The 18,431-nt window shown below is 63.7% G+C and carries 20 protein-coding genes; 9 read left to right on the forward strand and 11 right to left on the reverse strand.

Annotation, left to right across the window (positions count from 1 at the left end; all coding sequences use genetic code 11):
- Window positions 1-8: 8 nt before the first annotated feature.
- The 6 genes from ccmI to EB233_RS23990 form a co-directional block, all read right to left on the reverse strand.
- A complete protein-coding gene (gene ccmI / locus EB233_RS23965) occupies window positions 9-1,142 on the reverse strand; it encodes a c-type cytochrome biogenesis protein CcmI (RefSeq protein WP_064991816.1) in 1,134 nt (377 codons plus the stop codon).
- A gap of 117 nt (window positions 1,143-1,259) precedes the next feature.
- Window positions 1,260-1,817 carry a hypothetical protein gene (locus EB233_RS23970; RefSeq protein ID WP_244277814.1) on the reverse strand — a complete coding sequence of 186 codons (558 nt, stop codon included), beginning with the start codon at window positions 1,815-1,817 and terminating at the stop codon, window positions 1,260-1,262.
- A 109-nt stretch (window positions 1,818-1,926) separates the two neighbouring features.
- The gene (locus tag EB233_RS23975; RefSeq protein WP_064991908.1) at window positions 1,927-3,297 is read right to left on the reverse strand and encodes an ATP-binding protein; all 1,371 of its coding nucleotides are present in this window, start codon (window positions 3,295-3,297) and stop codon (window positions 1,927-1,929) included.
- Window positions 3,298-3,337: 40 nt separating this feature from the next.
- Window positions 3,338-4,003, reverse strand: a complete 666-nt coding sequence (locus EB233_RS23980) for a response regulator transcription factor (protein WP_010915044.1) — start codon at window positions 4,001-4,003, stop codon at window positions 3,338-3,340.
- Window positions 4,004-4,093: 90 nt separating this feature from the next.
- Window positions 4,094-4,393, reverse strand: a complete 300-nt coding sequence (locus EB233_RS23985) for a hypothetical protein (protein ID WP_064991817.1) — start codon at window positions 4,391-4,393, stop codon at window positions 4,094-4,096.
- A 91-nt stretch (window positions 4,394-4,484) separates the two neighbouring features.
- Window positions 4,485-4,892, reverse strand: a complete 408-nt coding sequence (locus EB233_RS23990; RefSeq protein ID WP_064991818.1) for a DUF3168 domain-containing protein — start codon at window positions 4,890-4,892, stop codon at window positions 4,485-4,487.
- A gap of 306 nt (window positions 4,893-5,198) precedes the next feature.
- Between EB233_RS23990 and EB233_RS23995 the strand changes: the two genes are divergently transcribed.
- Window positions 5,199-5,987, forward strand: a complete 789-nt coding sequence (locus EB233_RS23995; RefSeq protein ID WP_064991819.1) for a 2-keto-4-pentenoate hydratase — start codon at window positions 5,199-5,201, stop codon at window positions 5,985-5,987.
- Here EB233_RS23995 and EB233_RS24000 read toward each other — a convergent pair.
- The 5 genes from EB233_RS24000 to EB233_RS24020 all read right to left on the reverse strand — a co-directional run bounded on the left by EB233_RS24000 (window position 5,984) and on the right by EB233_RS24020 (window position 10,931).
- Window positions 5,984-6,781: an ABC transporter permease gene (locus EB233_RS24000; RefSeq protein ID WP_064991820.1), complete on the reverse strand. Its 798-nt coding sequence runs from the start codon at window positions 6,779-6,781 to the stop codon at window positions 5,984-5,986. The genes EB233_RS23995 and EB233_RS24000 overlap by 4 nt on opposite strands.
- Window positions 6,781-7,614 (reverse strand): ABC transporter permease, encoded by an 834-nt coding sequence (locus tag EB233_RS24005; RefSeq protein ID WP_064991821.1) that lies wholly within the window; start codon window positions 7,612-7,614, stop codon window positions 6,781-6,783. The genes EB233_RS24000 and EB233_RS24005 overlap by 1 nt, the downstream gene beginning before the upstream one ends.
- Before the next feature lie 20 nt (window positions 7,615-7,634).
- Window positions 7,635-8,750, reverse strand: a complete 1,116-nt coding sequence (locus EB233_RS24010) for an ABC transporter substrate-binding protein (RefSeq protein WP_064991822.1) — start codon at window positions 8,748-8,750, stop codon at window positions 7,635-7,637.
- Between the two features lie 68 nt (window positions 8,751-8,818).
- Window positions 8,819-9,913 (reverse strand): ABC transporter ATP-binding protein, encoded by a 1,095-nt coding sequence (locus EB233_RS24015; protein WP_064991823.1) that lies wholly within the window; start codon window positions 9,911-9,913, stop codon window positions 8,819-8,821.
- Window positions 9,914-10,034: 121 nt separating this feature from the next.
- A complete protein-coding gene (locus tag EB233_RS24020) occupies window positions 10,035-10,931 on the reverse strand; it encodes a LysR substrate-binding domain-containing protein (protein WP_027053580.1) in 897 nt (298 codons plus the stop codon).
- Window positions 10,932-10,974: 43 nt separating this feature from the next.
- Between EB233_RS24020 and EB233_RS32430 the strand changes: the two genes are divergently transcribed.
- From EB233_RS32430 to EB233_RS24055, 8 genes are all read left to right on the forward strand, one after another.
- Window positions 10,975-11,049, forward strand: a complete 75-nt coding sequence (locus EB233_RS32430; protein WP_484502650.1) for a hypothetical protein — start codon at window positions 10,975-10,977, stop codon at window positions 11,047-11,049.
- Window positions 11,050-11,075: 26 nt separating this feature from the next.
- Complete coding sequence (locus EB233_RS24025; RefSeq protein ID WP_484502651.1) at window positions 11,076-12,593, forward strand: zinc-binding metallopeptidase family protein; 1,518 nt, start codon at window positions 11,076-11,078, stop codon at window positions 12,591-12,593.
- Between the two features lie 40 nt (window positions 12,594-12,633).
- Complete coding sequence (locus EB233_RS24030) at window positions 12,634-13,566, forward strand: dimethylarginine dimethylaminohydrolase family protein (protein ID WP_027053578.1); 933 nt, start codon at window positions 12,634-12,636, stop codon at window positions 13,564-13,566.
- 159 nt (window positions 13,567-13,725) lie between these two features.
- Entirely contained in the window at window positions 13,726-14,343 is a 618-nt protein-coding gene (locus tag EB233_RS24035; RefSeq protein ID WP_064991825.1) for a cupin domain-containing protein, read from the forward strand.
- Between the two features lie 140 nt (window positions 14,344-14,483).
- A complete protein-coding gene (locus EB233_RS24040; protein ID WP_027053576.1) occupies window positions 14,484-15,425 on the forward strand; it encodes an ABC transporter substrate-binding protein in 942 nt (313 codons plus the stop codon).
- 91 nt (window positions 15,426-15,516) lie between these two features.
- On the forward strand, window positions 15,517-16,317 hold the full coding sequence (locus EB233_RS24045) for an ATP-binding cassette domain-containing protein (RefSeq protein WP_425487715.1): 801 nt from the start codon (window positions 15,517-15,519) through the stop codon (window positions 16,315-16,317).
- Window positions 16,314-17,333, forward strand: coding sequence for an ABC transporter permease (locus tag EB233_RS24050; protein WP_064991826.1), 1,020 nt, complete (start codon window positions 16,314-16,316; stop codon window positions 17,331-17,333). Before EB233_RS24045 ends, EB233_RS24050 begins: the two co-directional genes overlap by 4 nt.
- A gap of 1 nt (window position 17,334) precedes the next feature.
- Window positions 17,335-18,417 carry a phosphotriesterase family protein gene (locus tag EB233_RS24055; RefSeq protein ID WP_064991827.1) on the forward strand — a complete coding sequence of 361 codons (1,083 nt, stop codon included), beginning with the start codon at window positions 17,335-17,337 and terminating at the stop codon, window positions 18,415-18,417.
- Window positions 18,418-18,431: the final 14 nt, after the last annotated feature.

Consider the following 18,431-nt stretch of genomic DNA (forward strand, 5'->3'; position numbering starts at 1 on the left):
ATCCAGTTCTACTCCGTCGCCGCCAGGCCGAGCGAGGCGGCAAAGGCGGTGAGTTTCTTGGCTTCGTCACTGCCGGCGCCAAAGACCGATATGGCGCGACCGAGCGCATCGCGTGCCTGATCGGCCTTGCCCAGCACGACATAGGAACGTACGAGCCGCATCCATCCTTCCGTATCACGCGGATTTTGCCGCAGTTTTTCGTCGAGGCCGGCGACCATGGTGTTAATCATGGCTTCGCGGTCCTGCGGCGATAGGGAGGACGCGTTGTCGACATCCGCTGCATCGGGACCTTTCACGGCCGCGCTGGAACCGGCTTCAGGGCCCCCAGATTTAACCAATGCCTTTTCGACGGCATCGCGCCATGGCGAATCCGGCGGCAAAGTGCCCAGCATCGCTTGCCAGGCCGTGGCCGCTTCCTTGTTTCGCCCCTCCTGCGCCAGGGCCATGGCCAGGTAGAAGCTGGCTTTGGCATTGGCAGGATCGAGCCTCAGCGCCGCCTCGAAGGCATCCTGGGCATCGGCGGAAACGATGCCGCCCGCCGCACCGGCGATCGCCTCGCCGAGGCCGGCCTGACGCATGCCGCTGTCGCCGTCGAGGCGGATGGCGTTGCGATAGGCGGCCACCGCGTCGGAAAAGCGCTGCATGCGCAGATAGACCGGGGCCAGCACGTCCCATCCCCTGCCGTCGGCAGGGTTGGCGGCAAGGTGGGCTTCGGCCCGCGCCACCAATTCGTCGACAGAACTGTCGGCCGGGTTCTTGGCCAGCCGTTGGCTGAGCGGCTGCGACGGCAAATCAGGCGAGCCGATCCGGCTGTAAACACCCCAGCTGACCAGCGGCACGGCCAGAACGGCCACGGTGGCGACGAGCCGTGGCGTGACCTGCCGGGTTGATGCCTTGCCGACCGCATCGGCATTGTCGAGGCGAAGGATGCGGCGACCAATCTCGGCGCGCGCCTCGGCCGCCTCAGCAGGCTGGATCAAGCCGCGTGCGGCGTCGCGGTCAAGCTCGGACAATTGATCGCGATAGACCTCCAGGTCGTGATCGCCACTCGAAGATTCGCGATTCGGGCCAGCAGCCAATGGCAGCAGCACCGCCAGGCTCGCACCGAGCGTCAGTATCGCGGCTATGACCCAGAACAGCATGGTTCATCCAATAACGACAGAGCCCTGCCCTGCCAACACAGATGTCGTGCGACGCTTTGACGGCAGGCGCGCCTGATGTCCTTGATCGACATCAACCGGCCGGACCCGGTCTGGATATCAGGTCAGCGGCGTCCAACTGCCATCGGTGTTGCGGCAGGCGGTTCCGCGCGCGGTAACGCTGGCGCCTCCATTAAACACGGTTTGCGTATACTGGCGGCAATCTTGCGATCCCACACGGTAGGGCTGGGCCGGAACCACTTCGCCGTAACGCGAAGCCTGGTCGCCCTTCCACGCCACCTTCTGGCCACTGGTCGTATATTCAAGGGCCTTGTATTCGGCCTCGAGGGCGTTGCGCTTCTCCGTGGCACTGAGACTGCTGCCGATCGAGCCGCCAATCAGGCCGCCGCCCATTGCGGAAATGATCGAGGTCGTGACCTTGCCACCGGACGGAGGCGTCGAAGCCGGTGTTGGCGCGAGCGTTTGGCCCTTGCCGCTCAACGTGGAGCAGCCGGACACGGCCAGCAAGGCGGAAACAAGCGCGACGCGAATCTTCATACCAACAACCGGTCTTCTTGAGTTGGAGCCTGCCATGGATGCGCCGGGGGCCGCGTCATCGGAGAAGTAGGCGTGGCCATAGTATTGATATTTGTCGGAAATTTGGCCGCTGCCGGCCATTTCGAGAGCAATTCGAATGCTCCAGGATCAATCGGAATAGCTCCGGGAGTAATCGATAGGCCGCCATAACATACGCTTTCCGCCGCTGTCGATCGGTCTGACGAATGCGTCACTGAAGGCTCCGTAATCGCACCACTGCCTTCAATCCACCCAGGCCGGACCGTTCGAGAGCGAGAACGCCTCCATACTCGTTGACAAGGTCGGCGACAATGGCCAGCCCCAGACCTGTTCCCGGTTTTGTCTCGTCCAGGCGCCTTCCACGCTTCAACGCATCGCGCGCCTTGTCCTCGGGAATGCCTGGTCCATCGTCGTCGATGCTGATCTCGAACAAATTGTCATCCTTGCCGGCCAGGGGTGCCACCGTGACCGACACCGCGCTCCTTGCCCATTTCATCGCATTCTCGAGAAGATTGCCGAGCAGCTCCTCGAGATCCTCGCGCTCGCCGGCAAAGACGATCTCCGTGGCCGGCAGCGACAGCGAAAGGCTGGTCTGCGGGTTGAGCTTCTGCAAGACCCGCACCATGCGCTGCACCAGCGGCGCCACCGGCGTGCGATAGACGACGCTGTCGCGTTGCGCCGCGACGCGGGCGCGCTGCAAATAATGGTCGACCTGCTTCTGCATCGAGGCGGCCTGCTCGGCGATCAATTGTCCCTTGGCGCCGCCAAGCGCCCGACCTTCGTTGAGCAGCACCGCCAGCGGCGTCTTCAGCGAATGGGCGAGATTGCCGACCTGGGTCCGCGAGCGCTCGACAATGCGTTTGTTGTTTTCAATCAAGGCGTTGGTTTCGTTGGCTAGTGGCTCTATCTCGGCCGGGAAGCGGCCGTCGAGCCGCTGCGCGGTGCCTTCGCGCACCATGGCCAACGCGTTGCGAACCCGGCGCAACGGCTGCAGGCCGAGCAGGATGGCAATGGCGTTGATGGCGATCATGCCGACGCCGAACAGGCTGAGATAGGTCAGCAGGCGGCGCTGGAAGGTGGAGATTTCCTGCTCGAGTTCGCTCTGGTTGCCCATGACGCGGAAGCGCGCGGCGCGGTTCTTGGCGTCGAGCACGAATTCGCTCTCGAACACTTCGAGCTGTTCGCCGTCGATGCCTTTGGCCGGATAGCTGCGCTGGAAGCTGGCATTGAACGGCACCTCGGCGACGCTCGGCGACGGGATCTTGCTCGTCATTGACGACGAATGAAGGTCGCCATGCACGCCTTCCGAGGCCGGCTCCACCGACCAATACCAGCCCGAATTCGGCTCCGAGAAGCGCAGGTCGCCAAGGTCCGGAGCGCCGGTGAGCGCTCCCGTATCGGAAATGCCGATCGACCCGATCAGGTTGAACAGATGCGCCGACAAAAGGCTGTCGAAGCCGCGCTCGCTGGCCTGCCGATAGAGCGTGGTGATCAGGGTGAATATGACGACAAGGGTCAGGATCGCCCACACCGTGGAAAAGGCGATGACGCGAAACGTCAGCGAACGCGGCCACAAACGCAGCGAAAGCGGCGCCCTTGCGGTTGGTTTGAGCGGTTCCGAGTTACGCCTCCGGCTCGCGCATGCGGTAGCCCATGCCACGCACGGTTTCGATCATGTCGATGCCCATCTTCTTGCGCAGCCGCCCCACGAAAACCTCGATGGTGTTGGAATCGCGGTCGAAATCCTGATCGTAGAGATGCTCGACCAGTTCGGTGCGCGAGACCACCTCGCCCATATGGTGCATCAGATAGGCAAGCAGGCGGAATTCGTGCGAGGTCAGCTTCAGCGGCACGCCATCGACATCGGCCTTCGAGGCCTTGGTGTCGAGCCGCAGCGGCCCGCAGGTGAGTTCGGACGAGGCATGGCCGGCGGCGCGGCGGATCAGCGCCCTGAGCCTCGCCAGCACCTCCTCGATGTGGAACGGCTTGGTGACATAGTCGTCGGCGCCGGCATCGATACCCGAAACCTTGTCGCTCCAGCGGTCGCGCGCCGTCAGGATCAGCACCGGCATCTTGCGACCACCGCGACGCCAGCGCTCGACCACGCTGATGCCGTCTATCTGCGGCAGGCCGATATCGAGCACGACGGCATCGTAGGGTTCGGTGTCGCCGAGGAAATGGCCTTCCTCGCCGTCAAAGGCACGGTCGACGACATAGCCGGCATCAACCAGCGCATCCGCTATCTGCCGGTTGAGATCCTTGTCATCCTCGACGACGAGTACGCGCATGCGGAGATCGATACCTGTTGAAGTGCTCGTTCAGATATAGGCCGATTCCGGCGGCCTGGGAAACGGAGGCCCGCAGGATGAACGATCGGGTCAGTTCTGGGGAACGACAATCTCGGTACGACGCGGACGCTGGCCGTCCTTGCCCGGCACCAGCACGACGATGACGCAGACCGGCTGGCCACCGCGTGTCGACTGCGAGGCCTTGGCCAGCGTTCCGCCATTCTGCTCGGCCACCTGCTGGCCGATCGCGTAGCAGTCGGACGCGGCCAGGACGATCGGGCTGGCCTGGTCGGGCACGCTCACCAGCATCGCTGTCGCCTGCGACGCGATCAGCCCGGCAGCACAGAGCGCCAGGGTCGCGGTTCGAAAGTGGTAGCGAAGCGTTTTCATGGTCGGCGTTGTAACGCATCGGTGCTGAACGTGAAATGAACAGTGATCGAGACGCCAGTCTAGACTCCGTTTCGGTCAGATTGAAAGCGCGTCAGGAATCTTCCTGCGTCAGCGCACGAAACCGCAGCAGCCCGTGATGCACGAGGAGATCCTCGTCGTAACGGGCCTCGGTAAATTCAAGCGACAGCCGCGTGTGGCCGCGCGGGCCGATCACAAGCGCCGCATCGGTCAGGCGAGCCTTGATGGCGTCCATGATGGCAAGCGTTTCGGCGTCGCCCAGGGCTTTCGACCAGACATGCAGCGTGATCAGTTGATCGTCGTTGTTGTCGGCACCGGTGTTCCAGTCAAAGGCACTGGTCTGGCCGCAAGTGACGTAGGGAAAGGCGGCATTGTCGGTTGCCTGCTCGAGCAGCCCCGCACCGCCCAGCAGCGCCGACAGGGGGGCATCGCTTTTGAGCCTCAGAAAAAGTGCCTGCAGCAAATCGCCGGGCGCGGTCATCAGTGATTTCCTCAAGCGGTTGCGCCAAAGACAAAGCTGCATTGCCAGATATAGCGGTTCGCCAAGCGAAAACGATGGCGATTCGTCGTCAGAATGATGATCGTCGATGATCTCGACAATACGACTTGCCTACAATCCCGTCGCCAGGCGACGTACCGCAGGACCACCGCCCGGGCAAGTAGCATGAAGTCGGTCCCGCTTGCCTGACACATGATCCTGCCTCATATGGATCAGTCCACGCGATGGAATGTTCGTTGCCGGGCTTGGCCGCGCAACGGGCATTTTTGCCAGATTCCGGAGCTGAAGATGCTCGATGCAGAAAAAGCCAGGGCCGCGTCCCGGTTGCTGGTAGGCCATTGGGACAACGGCACCCGCCTCGACGCCATCCCCCAGCAGTTGCGGCCACAAACGCGGACCGACGGCTATGCCATCCAGTCGCATGTGATGGATCGTTCTTCAGCGCCGCTTTTCGGTTGGAAGATTGCCGCGACCAGCCTGGCCGGACAAAGGCACATCAATGTCGATGGCCCGATGGCCGGGCGTCTGCTCGCCGAACAAGCGGTCGAGGTTGGCGGCGCCGTTTCGTTGGCGACGAGCAAGATGCGGGTGGTCGAGATCGAATTCGCGTTCCGTTTCGGCCGCCCATTGCCGCCTCGTCCCGCACCCTATGCAATCACCGAGGTAATGAATGCCGTGGCAGGCCTACACCCGGCGATCGAGATACCGGACTCGCGCTATGATGATTTCTGCGCCGTCGGGGCGCCGCAGCTCATCGCCGACAATGCCTGTGCCAACCTGTTTGTCATCGGCGAGCCCGTGCAGGAAGACTGGCGCGACGTCGACCTGGCAAAACATGCGGTGACCGGTCTCGTGCTGGGGAAGTCGCAGCACAACGGGTCGGGCGCGGCGGTCCTGGGCGACCCTCGGATTGCGCTCACATGGCTGGTCAATGAACTCTCCGGCCTCGGTATCGCGCTCGAGCCGGGACAGGTGGTGATTACCGGCACCTGCGTCACGCCGATAGCGGTCGAGGCCGGCGACGAAGTGGTTGGCGATCTGGGCCGGTTCGGACGCGTCTCGGTGCGGTTTGCTTAGCGCTGCCTGGTGACCACACTCCTCACCGCCAACACCAGCACCGTGATGATGATCAGGATCACCGAGAGAGCGGCGATCGCCGGGTCGATGTTGTCGCGCAGCCCCATCCACATCAGGCGAGGCAGCGTGATGGCGTTGACCGAGGTGATGAACAGGGTGACGCCGATCTCTTCCCAGGAGAGCACGAAGGACAGCAGCGCCGCGGTGATGATGCCGAACTTGATGTTGGGCATGATGACGCGGGTGGCGCGCTCCCAGACACTGGCGCCCAGCCCCCTCGCCGCAAGGTCGATGCGGCGGTCGATCTGGCTGAGCGAGACCAGGATCAGCACCGTGGCGAAAGGCACCGTCATCACCGAATGCGCCATGGCGACGCCGAGCCAGGTGTCGTAGCCGAAGAACGAGCTGAAGCCTGAGACCGAGGTCAGCAGGAAGTAGAGCGTGATCGCCGAGACCACCGGCGGCACCACCATCGGCAACAGCACGAAGCCGACGAGCGCGGCGGTAAAGCGGGGCTGGAACATCCATAGGCCGAGGCTGAAGCAGAGTGCCAGCACGGTGGAAATCGCACTGCTGACGATGCCGATGCGGATCGACAGCAGGATCGACTGGAGCCAACGCGGATCCTCGATCAGCGAGCGATAGTGACGCAACGACAACTCGCCATTCGGCATCGCCAGCATGCGGCTCGGCGTCAGCGACACCGGGATGACGGCAAGCAGCGGCATCAGCAGGAACAGCGCCACCAGCACGGCGAGGATCAGCGAGACGGGTCCGGGGCGATAGGTCGGCATCAGATCAGCTGCTTTGGCCTGACATAGCGGAACAGCAGCGCCATCAGCGCGCCGACGAACAGCACCAGCACGACGCTGATTGCCGCGCCCAGCCCCCAGTCCGGGCTCTGGAAGATGCGGAGATAGATCAGTTCGGCGATCATGACGCTGCGGCCGCCGCCGAGGATCGCCGGCGTGACGAAGAAGCCGAGCGAAAAGACGAAGACGATCAGCGCCGAGCCGATGATGCCGGAGCGGGTCATCGGCACGAACACCGTCCAGAAGGTGCGCATGCGGCTGGAGCCGAGCCCGCGTGCCGCGAGCAGCACACGGTCGTCCAGACTGCGCATGGCCGATGCCAGCGGAAAAACCGCGAAGGGAATGAGGAAATGCGTCATGCCGACGATGACGCCGAATTCGTTGCGCACCAAGGCCAGCGGTTCGGAGATGAAGCCGATCGACTGCAGCCAGGTGTTGATCAGGCCGCGATTGGACAGAAGCGCCACCCAGCCGAAGGCGCGCGTCAGCACCGAGATCCAGAACGGCACCAGGATGCAGAATTCGGCGACGAGGCGCTGCGCCGGGCTGCCGCGCACCCAGACGACGGTGATCGCATAGGCGGCGGCGACGGATGCAACAGTGACGATTGCCGCGATCCGCAGCGTGCGGATGAACACCGACTGGACCAGATCGTCGGTGAGCAGCGCCTGGTATTGGCCAAGCCCAGGCGTCGGCAGGGTGAAGCTCCACTTCACCACGCCGAGAAACGGCCAGGCATAGGCGAGGACAAGGAACAGGAGCAGCGGCGCCATCAACAGCGCCGCGCCCATCCTGTCGGAGAGAACACCTCTCATCTCAGATCAGCATCCCGCTCTCAAGCGGAGATGATCTTGGTGTATTCGTCGAGCGCGGCGCCGTAGTTCTTGGCGTACCAGTCCATGTCGAGCGCGATCTGCTTCTTCATGTTCTCGGGATCGACGGGGTTGATGCGCTTCTTGTCGGCGGGGATCAGCGCGTCGGCCGCCGGATTGGCCGGGCCCTGTCCCAGCTTGTCGAACATGACCAGCTGCTTTTGCGGATCCTGCGCGCTGGCGATGAACTTCATCGCCGCGTCCTTGCCGCCGGGATTGTTCTTGAGCACGGCCAGCGCGCCGGGCGAGATCAGGCCCTGGTCCCAGATGAACTTGATCTTGCCGCCGGAATCCTGCTCGATCAGCGAAGCGCGGGTCGACCAGACGATGGCCATCGAGGCTTCGCCGTTGAGCAGCACGCTCTGGCTCTCGGCGCCGCCGCCCCAGTAGGCGACGACGTTTTCCTTGAAGGCGGCGATCTTGTCATGCGCCCGCTTGAGGTCGAGCGGGTAGAGCGACGCCGGCGCGATGCCGTCGGCCAAAAGCGCCGCTTCCCAGCTCGATACGCCCCATTTGTAAAGCGAGCGCTTGCCGGGGAACTTCTTCACGTCGAAGAAGTCGGCCATGCCGGTCGGGGCATTGCTGCCGTATTTCTCGGAATCGTAGGCGATGACATAAGAGAAGAAGTAGGTCGAGGCGGCATACTCCCAGCCGAAGCCCGGGCGCATCTTCGTCTTGTCGACGATCTTGTAGTCGATCGGCTCGAGTGCGCCCTGGGCGCCGAGCGTGATGGCGGAGAACGGGTCGACGTCGACCAGGTCCCAGGTCGGGGCGCCACTCTTGAACTGCGCCGAGATGGCGCCTTCTGTCGGGCCCGAGCCGTCCATCTTGACGGTGATGCCGGTGTCCTTGGTGAAGGCCTGGCCATAGGCCGCATCGTAAGCGGTGATGGCGTCGCCGCCCCAATTGACCAGCACCAGTTCCTTGGCCTGGGCGAAGGCACCGGTCGAGCGCAGCAGCATCGGCGTGCCGGCAAGCACGAGGGCTGCGAGCTGCGTGAACTGCCGGCGTGAAATCTCGCCGCGACCTGCCCTGGCGGACAGGCTGTCGATGGCCTGTTTCTTGGTATCATTTGTCATGTCAGTTCCCCTTTTTTGTCGTTGATCATTTCCGGAAGCCGGTGCGGCGGATCAGGCCGCGCCGGCGCTCATTGTCCTCCGTCCGGAAGGAGGAAACCTTTTTCCGCCGGCCAGGTCAGCCAGACGGAATTGCCTTTGCTCAGTGCCGCGGCGGCGACCTCGTTCGGCACCGAAACGGTCACCTTGGCGCCCTGCCGTGTGGTGAGATCAAGTTTGGTGGCGGCACCGAGATAGGTCGAGGCGATGGCGGTCGCGGCGATGCCGTTCTCGCCGACGGCCGCCTCGCGCGCGATCGACATGTGTTCGGGCCGGATCGCCAGGATGGCGTCGCCACGGACCTTCTCGGCCTTGCAATGCATGCTCACCGCGCGGTCCTCGCAAAGGCCGGTCGAGCCATTGTCGGCCGGTCGCACGCCCTTCAGCGGCAGCATGTTGATCTCGCCGAGGAACTCGGCCACGAAGCGGTTGTCCGGACGGTCGTAGACCTCGTCCGGCGCGCCGACCTGCAGCAGTTTGCCATGATTGAAGATGGCGACGCGCGACGACAGCGCCAGCGCTTCGCTCTGATCGTGGGTGACGAAGACGAAAGTGGTGCCGGTTTCCTGATGCAGGCGCTTCATCTCGGCCTGCATCTGGCCGCGCAGGCTCTTGTCCAGCGCCGAGAACGGCTCGTCGAGCAGAAGCACGCCCGGTTCGAACACCAGGGCGCGAGCCAGCGCCACGCGCTGCTGCTGGCCGCCGGAGAGTTGCGAGGGCAGTTTCTTCTCGTGGCCAATCAGACCGACGCGCTCGATCATCTCGCCGACGCGCTTCTTGATGTCGGCCGCCGATTTCTTGCGAACCTTGAGCGGGAAAGCGATGTTGGCCTCGACGCTCATGTGCGGGAACAGCGCATAGCCCTGGAACACCATGCCGGCGGCGCGCTGTTCGGCCGGGCGGTCGGTGATGTCGGTGCCGTCGCTGAAAAGCTTGCCTTGGGACGGCTGCACGAAGCCGGCCAGGATCATCAGGAACGTGGTCTTGCCCGAACCGGAAGGGCCGAGCAGCGTCAGGAACTCGCCGCGGCCGATATTGAGCGACAGATTGTCCAACGCACGGAACGAGCCGAAGCTCTTGCCGATCCCGATTGCCTTGATCTCTGCGGCCCGGCCGGGTTGCTGCATCCTGCCTCTTCCTCAGTCCCAGGCGGAAATCGTAGGCAGGCCGACGGCTCACCGCAACCGAATAGTTTTCGCCGGATCGGCAAATTTGATTCACTTCTGCGCGCCTGGCGCCATTTCGCCCTCAATAGGGCTGAATACGGCTCTCCGAGAGCTTCGACCTCAGCCATCCCGCGAACGCGTCCAGCACCGGGTGCGAAGCCTTGGCGTGTTCGGAGACGAGGAAATAGGAGCGCGGCGACTTGATCGCGATGTCGAACGGCCTGACCAGACGGCCTTCGCTGAGTGCCCGGCGACTGGTCAGTTCATCGCCCATGGCAATGCCCTGGCCCGCAATCGCCGCCGAGAAGACGAGGTTCATGTCGGAAAAGAAGATGCCGCCCTCGGTGTCGGGGTTTTCGACCTTGGACAGGGCCAGCCAGCGCGCCCAATCCTCGGTATCGTCGAGATGAAGCAGATTGGCGCGCAACACGTCCGCCGGCTTCGAAAAGCCGCCGACCTTGTTCAGCAGCGTCGGGCTGCAGAGCGGCGTGAACGAGATTTCGCACAGCAGCTCGGCCATGCGGTTCGGCCAGTTGCCGACGCCAAAGGCAATGAAGGCGTCAGCATCGGCATTGCTGACCTCATCGAGCCGCCTGGGGGTCAGGATACGCAGCGCCACATCGGGGTACATCTGACGGAATTCGCCAATATGAGTGCATAGGAACAGCGAGGCGAAGCCCGGCGTACAGGAGACGGCGAACGAACCGCCGACGCCTGTGCCGGCATCGCGCGTCACCGCATCGCCGAGAACGGTCAGCGCCTTGCGCACGTCACTGGCATAGCGCTGGCCGCGCGGGGTGAGCGCGACGCCCTTGCCGATGCGCTCGAGCAGATCGAAGCCGAGGTCGCGTTCGAGCAGGCGCAACTGGTGGCTCACCGCGCTGCGGGTGAGGTGCAGTTCGTCGGCCGCGCGCCAAACGCTGCCATGCCTCGCGAAACTGTCTAGGGCGCGCAGCGCCTGTGTGGATGGAATTCTCAAGAGGTGAACCGAATTTGCATGAACCGGGAAAACATATCACTTTTTGGCGAGCCGCTTCACTGCTTTCTTTGAGGCATGGACAAACCGGGGACGACATCGGCGCAAGACACAGCGCTAGCCTGCATCGACGGCATCCAGCCGCAGCTGTCGCAATGGACGCGCACCATTTTCGATTTCGGCGAGACCGCCTGGCGCGAATACCAGTCGGCTGCCTGGTATGTGGCGCGGCTGAAGCATGAGGGTTTTTCCGTCGAGGAGAGCTCGGGCGGCATGCCGACGGCCTTTTGCGCCCACTGGACGAATGGCGCCGGGCCGACCATCGGCCTCTATGCCGAATATGACGCCGTGCCCGGCAATTGCCAGGATGCGGTGACGATAAAGCAGCCGCGGCACGGGCTTGGCGTCGAGGCCGGCGGCCACACCGATCCGCATTCGGGGCTGGGCATGGCAAGCCTCGGCGGCCTGCTCGCCACGAAGGCGGCGATGCAGCGCCACGGCATCCCAGGTACGTTGCGCTTCACCGGCGAGCCGGCGGAGAAGGTGCGCGGCTCGAAACCGATCCACGCGGCGAAGGGTTACTATGACGGCCTTGCCGGCATGATCTCCTTCCATCCCTTCTATATGCTGCCGCTTTGCAACACGGCGCGCTGGGATACGCATTGCGGTGCGGCCTATGCCATGGTCTACCGCTTCATCTGCGACGAGCCCGAAAATTGGGTTCGCTCAAGCGACGGCGCGCCGATCCCGCAGGCGCATTCGGCGGTCCGCGCGCCCGGCGCCAACGACGCGCTGATGACAATGTACATGGTCTCCAAGGCGCTGCGCGATTCCATGCTGCCTCACCAGGGCGGCTGGTCGATCAGCGAGGCGATCCTGACGGCTGGGCAGGCGACCGCCGACAATCTGCCGGCCGGTCTCGCAGAGATCCAGTACATGATCCGTGTGCCGACCGTCGGGATGGCCGAACAGGTGACAGCCGTGCTCGACCGCAATGCCGCGGCCGCCGCCGCGATCAGCGGCTGCCGCCATGAACGCCATTGGGTGTCGAAGTCGCGCCCGGGGCTTGCCAATCACGCCATGGCCGGGATTGCCTTTGAAGCGCTGTCGACGGTCGGGCCGCCACGCTGGGACGAGGCGGCGCGGAAAATCGGCCGTGAAATCCAGGTCAATGCCGGGGGCGCCGCGAGCGAGAATCCGTTCATCGACGAGTTGGAGCGGCTGATCGCGCCGCAGGAAGCCGAGGCGATCCTGCGCCGCGACCTGCCGCCCTCGCAGGTGAATTCGACCTCGGACGACTACACCGACATGAGCTGGCATGCACCGACGGCAAGGGTCTATGTGGCGCGCCCGGCGCTGCGCTCGACAGGCGGCCACGCCTATCCGACCTGGGCGATGAACGCGCTGGGCGGTATTGCCGCCACCATCGATCCGATGGTCACCTGCGCGGCGAAAACGATCGCTCTGGCGGCGCTGCGCCTGCTCGAGGACGCAAAAGCCCGCGATGCGGCGATGGACGAGTTCATCACCCGCACTGGCGGCGGCGTTGGCGGGTCGAACTGGATCGCGCCGCTCTGCGACTACGAACCGCCGATCAACTTCCGCTGGCCGGAATATGTCACAACCGCGCGTGGCCGCGACTGGTGGATCCCAAGCAATGCATGACCCGACCAACCCTTGAGAACAAGCCCACGAGGAGAACCGCATGACCGTTCATGATCGCATCGTCGCCGAGCCGTTTTCGCTGCAGCGCCGCAATCCCAACGGCGGCACCAAGCCGCTGACATATTGGGGTTTCGCCAACGAGACCGACGTGCTGACCGACGTGCTGCTCGGATCGCCGAACTTCCTGCGCCATCTGTCCACCAGTTCGCTGTCGCGAAAACATCTGCGCGAGGCGCCCTGCAACGTCCAGATCGCGCAGGCGCAGCACAAGGACCTTGTCGCCGCCTACGAGCATTTTGGCGTGAACATCCACTGGCACGAGCCGACGCCGGAACTGCCGATGCAGGTCTATTCCCGTGATTCCAGCGTGATGACGCCGTATGGCGCCTTCATCACCGCCATGGCCAACTGGTGGCGGCGCGGCGAGAATTACGCGGCGATCCGCACCTATGAAAAGCTCGGCATCCCGATCTACGACATGGTCACCGCGGGCACATTCGAGGGCGGCGACTTCAACGTCATCGAGGACGGCGTCGTGCTGATCGGCTGCGGCGGCGCCCGGACGCAGGAGGAAGGTGCCCGCCAGGTGCAGTCATGGTTCGAGAAAGAGGGCTGGGAAACCCGCATCGCCTTCATCGACGAGTATTACGTGCATATCGACCTGATGGTCGTGCCGATCGCCGAAAAGCTTACCGCGGTGTGCCTCGCTTGTACCGACCCCGGGATCGTCGACTGGCTGAAGGGCAAGGGCCACGAGATCATCGACGTTCCGTTCCAGGACACGATGGCGCTCGGCTGCAACTTCATGTCGCTCGGCAAGGACAGGGTCATCGCGCCAACGTCGAGCCAGACGCTGATCGGCCAGCTCAAGGCGCGCGGCTTCGAGGTCGCGGCCATCGACATGAGCGAGATCTCCAAGACCGGCGGCGGCATTCACTGCATGGCGCAGGCGCTGAAGCGCGAAGCGGCATAGGGCAGCCGCTCCCGCCGGTATTGAACGGCAGGCACGACACCCGCGCTGGATGGGTTCGTGAGATCGGCCCGACGCGTTGTCCACTTTCCATCAGGATGGACAACGCCCGGGATCGGTTTTACGAGTCAGGCGAACCAGCGGAGATGTTCGCGCGTCCCAATGAACAAGATCGATACCCACACCAGCAAAGGCACCGACGAACGCTCGACTGCCACCAGCCTCTTGCGGCTGGGCACGCGGTTGAAGCTTTCCCGGCAGACACGCGGCCTGACCTTGAAGGCGCTCGCGGATGCCGCCAACTGCTCCGAGAGCCTGCTTTCCAAGGTCGAGAACGGCAAGGTCTCGCCCTCGCTTCCGATGCTCCACCGGCTTGTCGAGGTGCTCGGCACGAATATCGGCTGGATGTTTGAGGAAGCCGACGGCGAGGAAGGCATCGTCTTCCGCGCGGGAGCGCGGCCGTTGATCGCGCTCGATCCGCTGCGGCGCGGCGAAGGTATTTCGCTCGAGCGCGTCATTCCCTATTCGCCCGGCCATCTCCTGCAGTGCAACATCCACCATATCGAGGCGGGCGGCGAAAGCGCCGGCCCGATCCAGCATGCCGGCGAGGAAGTCGGCTACCTGCTGGAGGGAGCCATCGAACTGATGGTCGGGGACAAGACGTTTCGCCTGACGACTGGCGATTCCTTCGTTTTCAATTCTGAACTACCGCACTGGTACCGCAATGTCGGCGATGAACGCGCCAGCATTTTCTGGGTAAACACGCCGGCGACGTTCTGATCCGACGCGGCTTCGCGCTCCTTTCGCCAATGCTAATTCAAGTCACTTGACAATCAATCAAGTATCTTGAATTATGCCTGTGCGCTCAGCGCCAGGTGAGCCCGATCAAGGGCCTTTTCGCAAAACCAAGGGGAACCGGAATGCGTCTTACCAAGATCCTTTCAGGCTGCGCGGCAGCCATCGCCATGACCCTCGCCCTCGGCTCTGCCTCCGCCATGGCCGAGACCTATGCGCTCGTCACCATCAACCAGCAGGCTCTGTTCTTCAACCAGATCAATGACGGCGCGACGGCCGCGGCAAAGGCTGCCGGCGTCGACCTCGTCATCTTCAACGCCAACAACGTGCCGAGCGCGCAGAACGACGCGATCGAGAACTACATCACCCAGAAGGTCGACGGCATCATTCTCGTGGCCATCGATGTCAACGGTGTGAAGCCAGCGATCACCGCGGCCAAGGCGGCCGGCATCCCGGTCATCGCCATCGACGCGCAGATCCCGAATGGCGACAACGTCGCCTTCGTTGGCGTCGACAACACCAAGGCCGGCGAGGATATCGGCAAGTTCTACGCCGACTACGTCAAGACCAAGCTGAACGGCACCGCCAAGATCGGCGTCGTCGGCGCGCTCAACTCGTTCATCCAGAACCAGCGGCTCGATGGCTTCAAGAAGGCCGTCACCGACAGCGGCCAGAAGGTCACTTTCCTCGACACGGTCGATGGCCAGAACGTGCAGGACGTGGCGTTGTCGGCCTCCGAAAACCTGATGACGGCCAATGCCGACATGACGACGCTCTATGCGACCGGCGAACCGGCGCTGCTCGGCGCAGTCTCCGCCGTCACCAGCCAGGGCCGCACCGGCGACGTCAAGGTGTTCGGTTGGGATCTGACCAAGTCGGCCGTGCAGGGCCTCGAAGAGGGCTGGGTCATCGCCGTCGTCCAGCAGGATCCGGCGGGTGAAGGCAAGGCTGCCGTCGAGGCCTTCGGCAAGCTCAAGAAGGGCGAGAAGATCGATCCGGTCATCAATGTTCCGGTCACCATCGTGACCAAGGAAAATGTCGGCCAGTTCAAGGACATGTTCAAGTAATATCCTCCCAGACGGCCGGGTTGCGCATCGACCTGATGGTCGCTTGCGTAGCCCGGCAACCGAATGAACATGCCGCTTTGAGACTGGAACCATGATGAGCGATGGCGAGACCTACCGCGTCAGGATGACCGGTATTTCCAAACGATACGGCCCGATCCAGACGCTTGACGAGGTTGCGCTGCACCTGAGGCCCGGCGAAGTGCTCGGGCTGGTCGGCGACAATGGCGCCGGCAAATCGACCCTGAGCAAGGTCCTGTCCGGCGCCGTCATTCCGGATTCCGGCACCATCGAGATCGACGGCAAGGCCGTCTCCTTCTCATCGCCGGCGGATGCCCGCGCCGCGCGGGTGGAGATGGTCTACCAGGACCTGTCGCTCTGCGACACGGTTGATGTGGCGGGCAATCTCTTTCTCGGCCGCGAACCGCGCCGCAGCGTTCTCGGCGTCCCCTTTCTCGACAACAGGCGCATGCATGACGAGACGCGCGCCATGCTCGACCGGCTCGGCATCGTCATCGCCGACACCAGGCTCAAGGTCGAAAACCTGTCCGGCGGACAGCGCCAGTCGATCGCCATTGGCCGCGCAGCCTCCTTCGATCCGTCGGTGCTGATCATGGACGAACCGACCGCGGCGCTTGCCGTGGCGGAAGTCGAGGCGGTGCTGGAGCTTATCCGCACCGTCAGCGCCCGCGGCGTCAGCGTCATCCTGATCACCCATCGGCTGCAGGATCTGTTCCTGGTCTGCGACCGAATCCAGGTCATGTATGAGGGGCGCAACGTCGCCGAACGCAGGATCGGCGAGACCAGCATCGAGGAGGTCGTCAACCTGATCGTCGGCCGGAAATTCAACGCGCGCTCGGCGCGCGCCAGCCGTGATGAGGCGGTACAGCCATGAATGCCACCTCTTCGTCAGCCGATATGGCGGCTCCGCCGTCCAGCCGCGTCCGCAAGAAAAGTTGGAAGGACGTGGCGCTCGCCAATGGCAGCGTCGTCTCGATCGCGCTGTTCTTCATTGCGGTCTGCGCGGTCTTCTCGCTGATCACCGGCTCCTTCCTGACAACCCCCAACCTGCTGAACATCGTTCGCCAGTCGGCGCCGCTGCTGATCGTAGCGGCGGCCATGACCTTCGTCATCACCACCGGCGGCATCGATCTGTCGGTCGGCTCCGTGCTGGCGCTCGCCGCGACGCTCTCGGCCGTCCTGCTGCAGGCCGGCCTGCCCTGGCCGCTGGTCGTCGTCGCCATGCTGGCGCTGGGCGCCGCAATCGGCGCCTTGCAGGGGTTCTTCATCGCCTATGAGCGCATTCCGGCTTTCATCGTCACGCTTGCCGGTCTGTCCGTCATCCGCGGTGTGGCGCTGCTGATCACCGGCGGCTATTCGATCCCGGTCGAGCCGACGAGCCTGTTCGTCAGCATCGGCCGGGCCTGGTTCCTCGGCGTGCCTGTGCCGGCGCTGCTGGCGCTTGCCGTGCTGATCGTCGCCTATCTCGCCTTCAACCAGACGCCGTTCGGGCGCTACGTGACCGGCATCGGCGCCAATACCGAGGCTGTGCGCCGCGCCGGTGTCGATACGCGCTTCATGACGCTGTTCGTCTACATCCTGTCGGGCATGGCGGCAGCGTCGGCCGGCATCATTCTGGCGGCACGGCTCGGTTCCGGCTCGTCGAACTCCGGCCAGGGCTTCGAACTCGATGTTATCGCCGCGGTCGTGCTTGGCGGCACCAGCCTGTTTGGCGGGCGCGGCACGATCATCGGCACTGTGCTTGGCGCGCTGACCGTCGCGGTCATCGGCAACGGGCTGATCCTGGCGCATATGTCGCCATTCCTCACCCCGATCGTTACTGGCACGATCATCCTCATTGCCATCTGGCTCAATTTCCGCCTGTTCAAGGGCGCGGTGCGGAGCCGCTGACATGGATCATCTGTTCGATGACAAGCCTAGGGAGCGGGCGCCGATCGGCGTCCGTTCCGGCACCGTGATGACCGTCACCGGCCCGGTGGCGATCGCGGATATGGGCGTCACGCTGATGCATGAACACATCCTGCTCGACGGCGCGACATCCTGGAAATGTCCCTGCCACCCCGACGAGAAGAAGATCGCCGAGCAGCCGGTCAGCATGGACATCATCGGCGAACTGCGGATGAACCCCTACATGAACCGCGACAACGTCTCGCTCGACGACAGCGACTTGGCGCTTTCGGAACTGGCGAAGTACCGCGCGCTCGGCGGCCATACCGTGGTTGATGCGACCAATATCGGCATAGGCCGCGATCCGGTGAAGCTGGCACGCATCGGCCGCGCCTCCGGGTTACGCATTGTAATGGGCACCGGCTTCTACCTACAGCACACCCATCCCGACTGGCTGAAGGCGATGGACGTTGACGACGTCACCGAATTCCTGGTCAACGATGTCGGCGGCGGGGCGACGCAGCCCGAAATCATGGCAGGCATCATCGGCGAGGTCGGCGTCAGCAAGGATTTCACCGACGAAGAGCGCAAGTCGCTGCGCGCTTCAGCCCGAGCTTCGAAAATCACCGGCGTGCCGCTGACCATCCATCTGCCCGGCTGGGAGCGGCTGGCGCATGAGGTGCTCGACGTGGTGGAGGCGGAAGGTGCCGATCTCAGGCACACGGTGCTTTGCCACATGAACCCTAGCCACAACGACCTCGCCTACCAGAAAAGCCTGGCCACGCGCGGCGCCTTCCTGGAATACGATATGATCGGCATGGATTTCTACTATGCGGACCAGGACGCCCAATCACCGTCCGACGAGCAGAATGCGCAGGCGATCCGCTCGCTGATCGACCTGGGGCTCGTCGACCGCATCCTGCTGTCGCAGGACGTTTTCCTGAAGATCATGCTGACCCGCTTCGGCGGCTTCGGCTACGGCTTCATCCTCAAGCACTTCGTGCCTAGGCTGAAACGCCATGGTGTCGACCAGACGGCAATCGACCGTATGCTCATCGACAACCCAAAGACCGTTTTCGCGGCGTAGGCCGACGACAAAAT

It is taken from the genome of Mesorhizobium erdmanii (assembly GCF_013170725.1).
GTDB lineage: Bacteria > Pseudomonadota > Alphaproteobacteria > Rhizobiales > Rhizobiaceae > Mesorhizobium > Mesorhizobium erdmanii.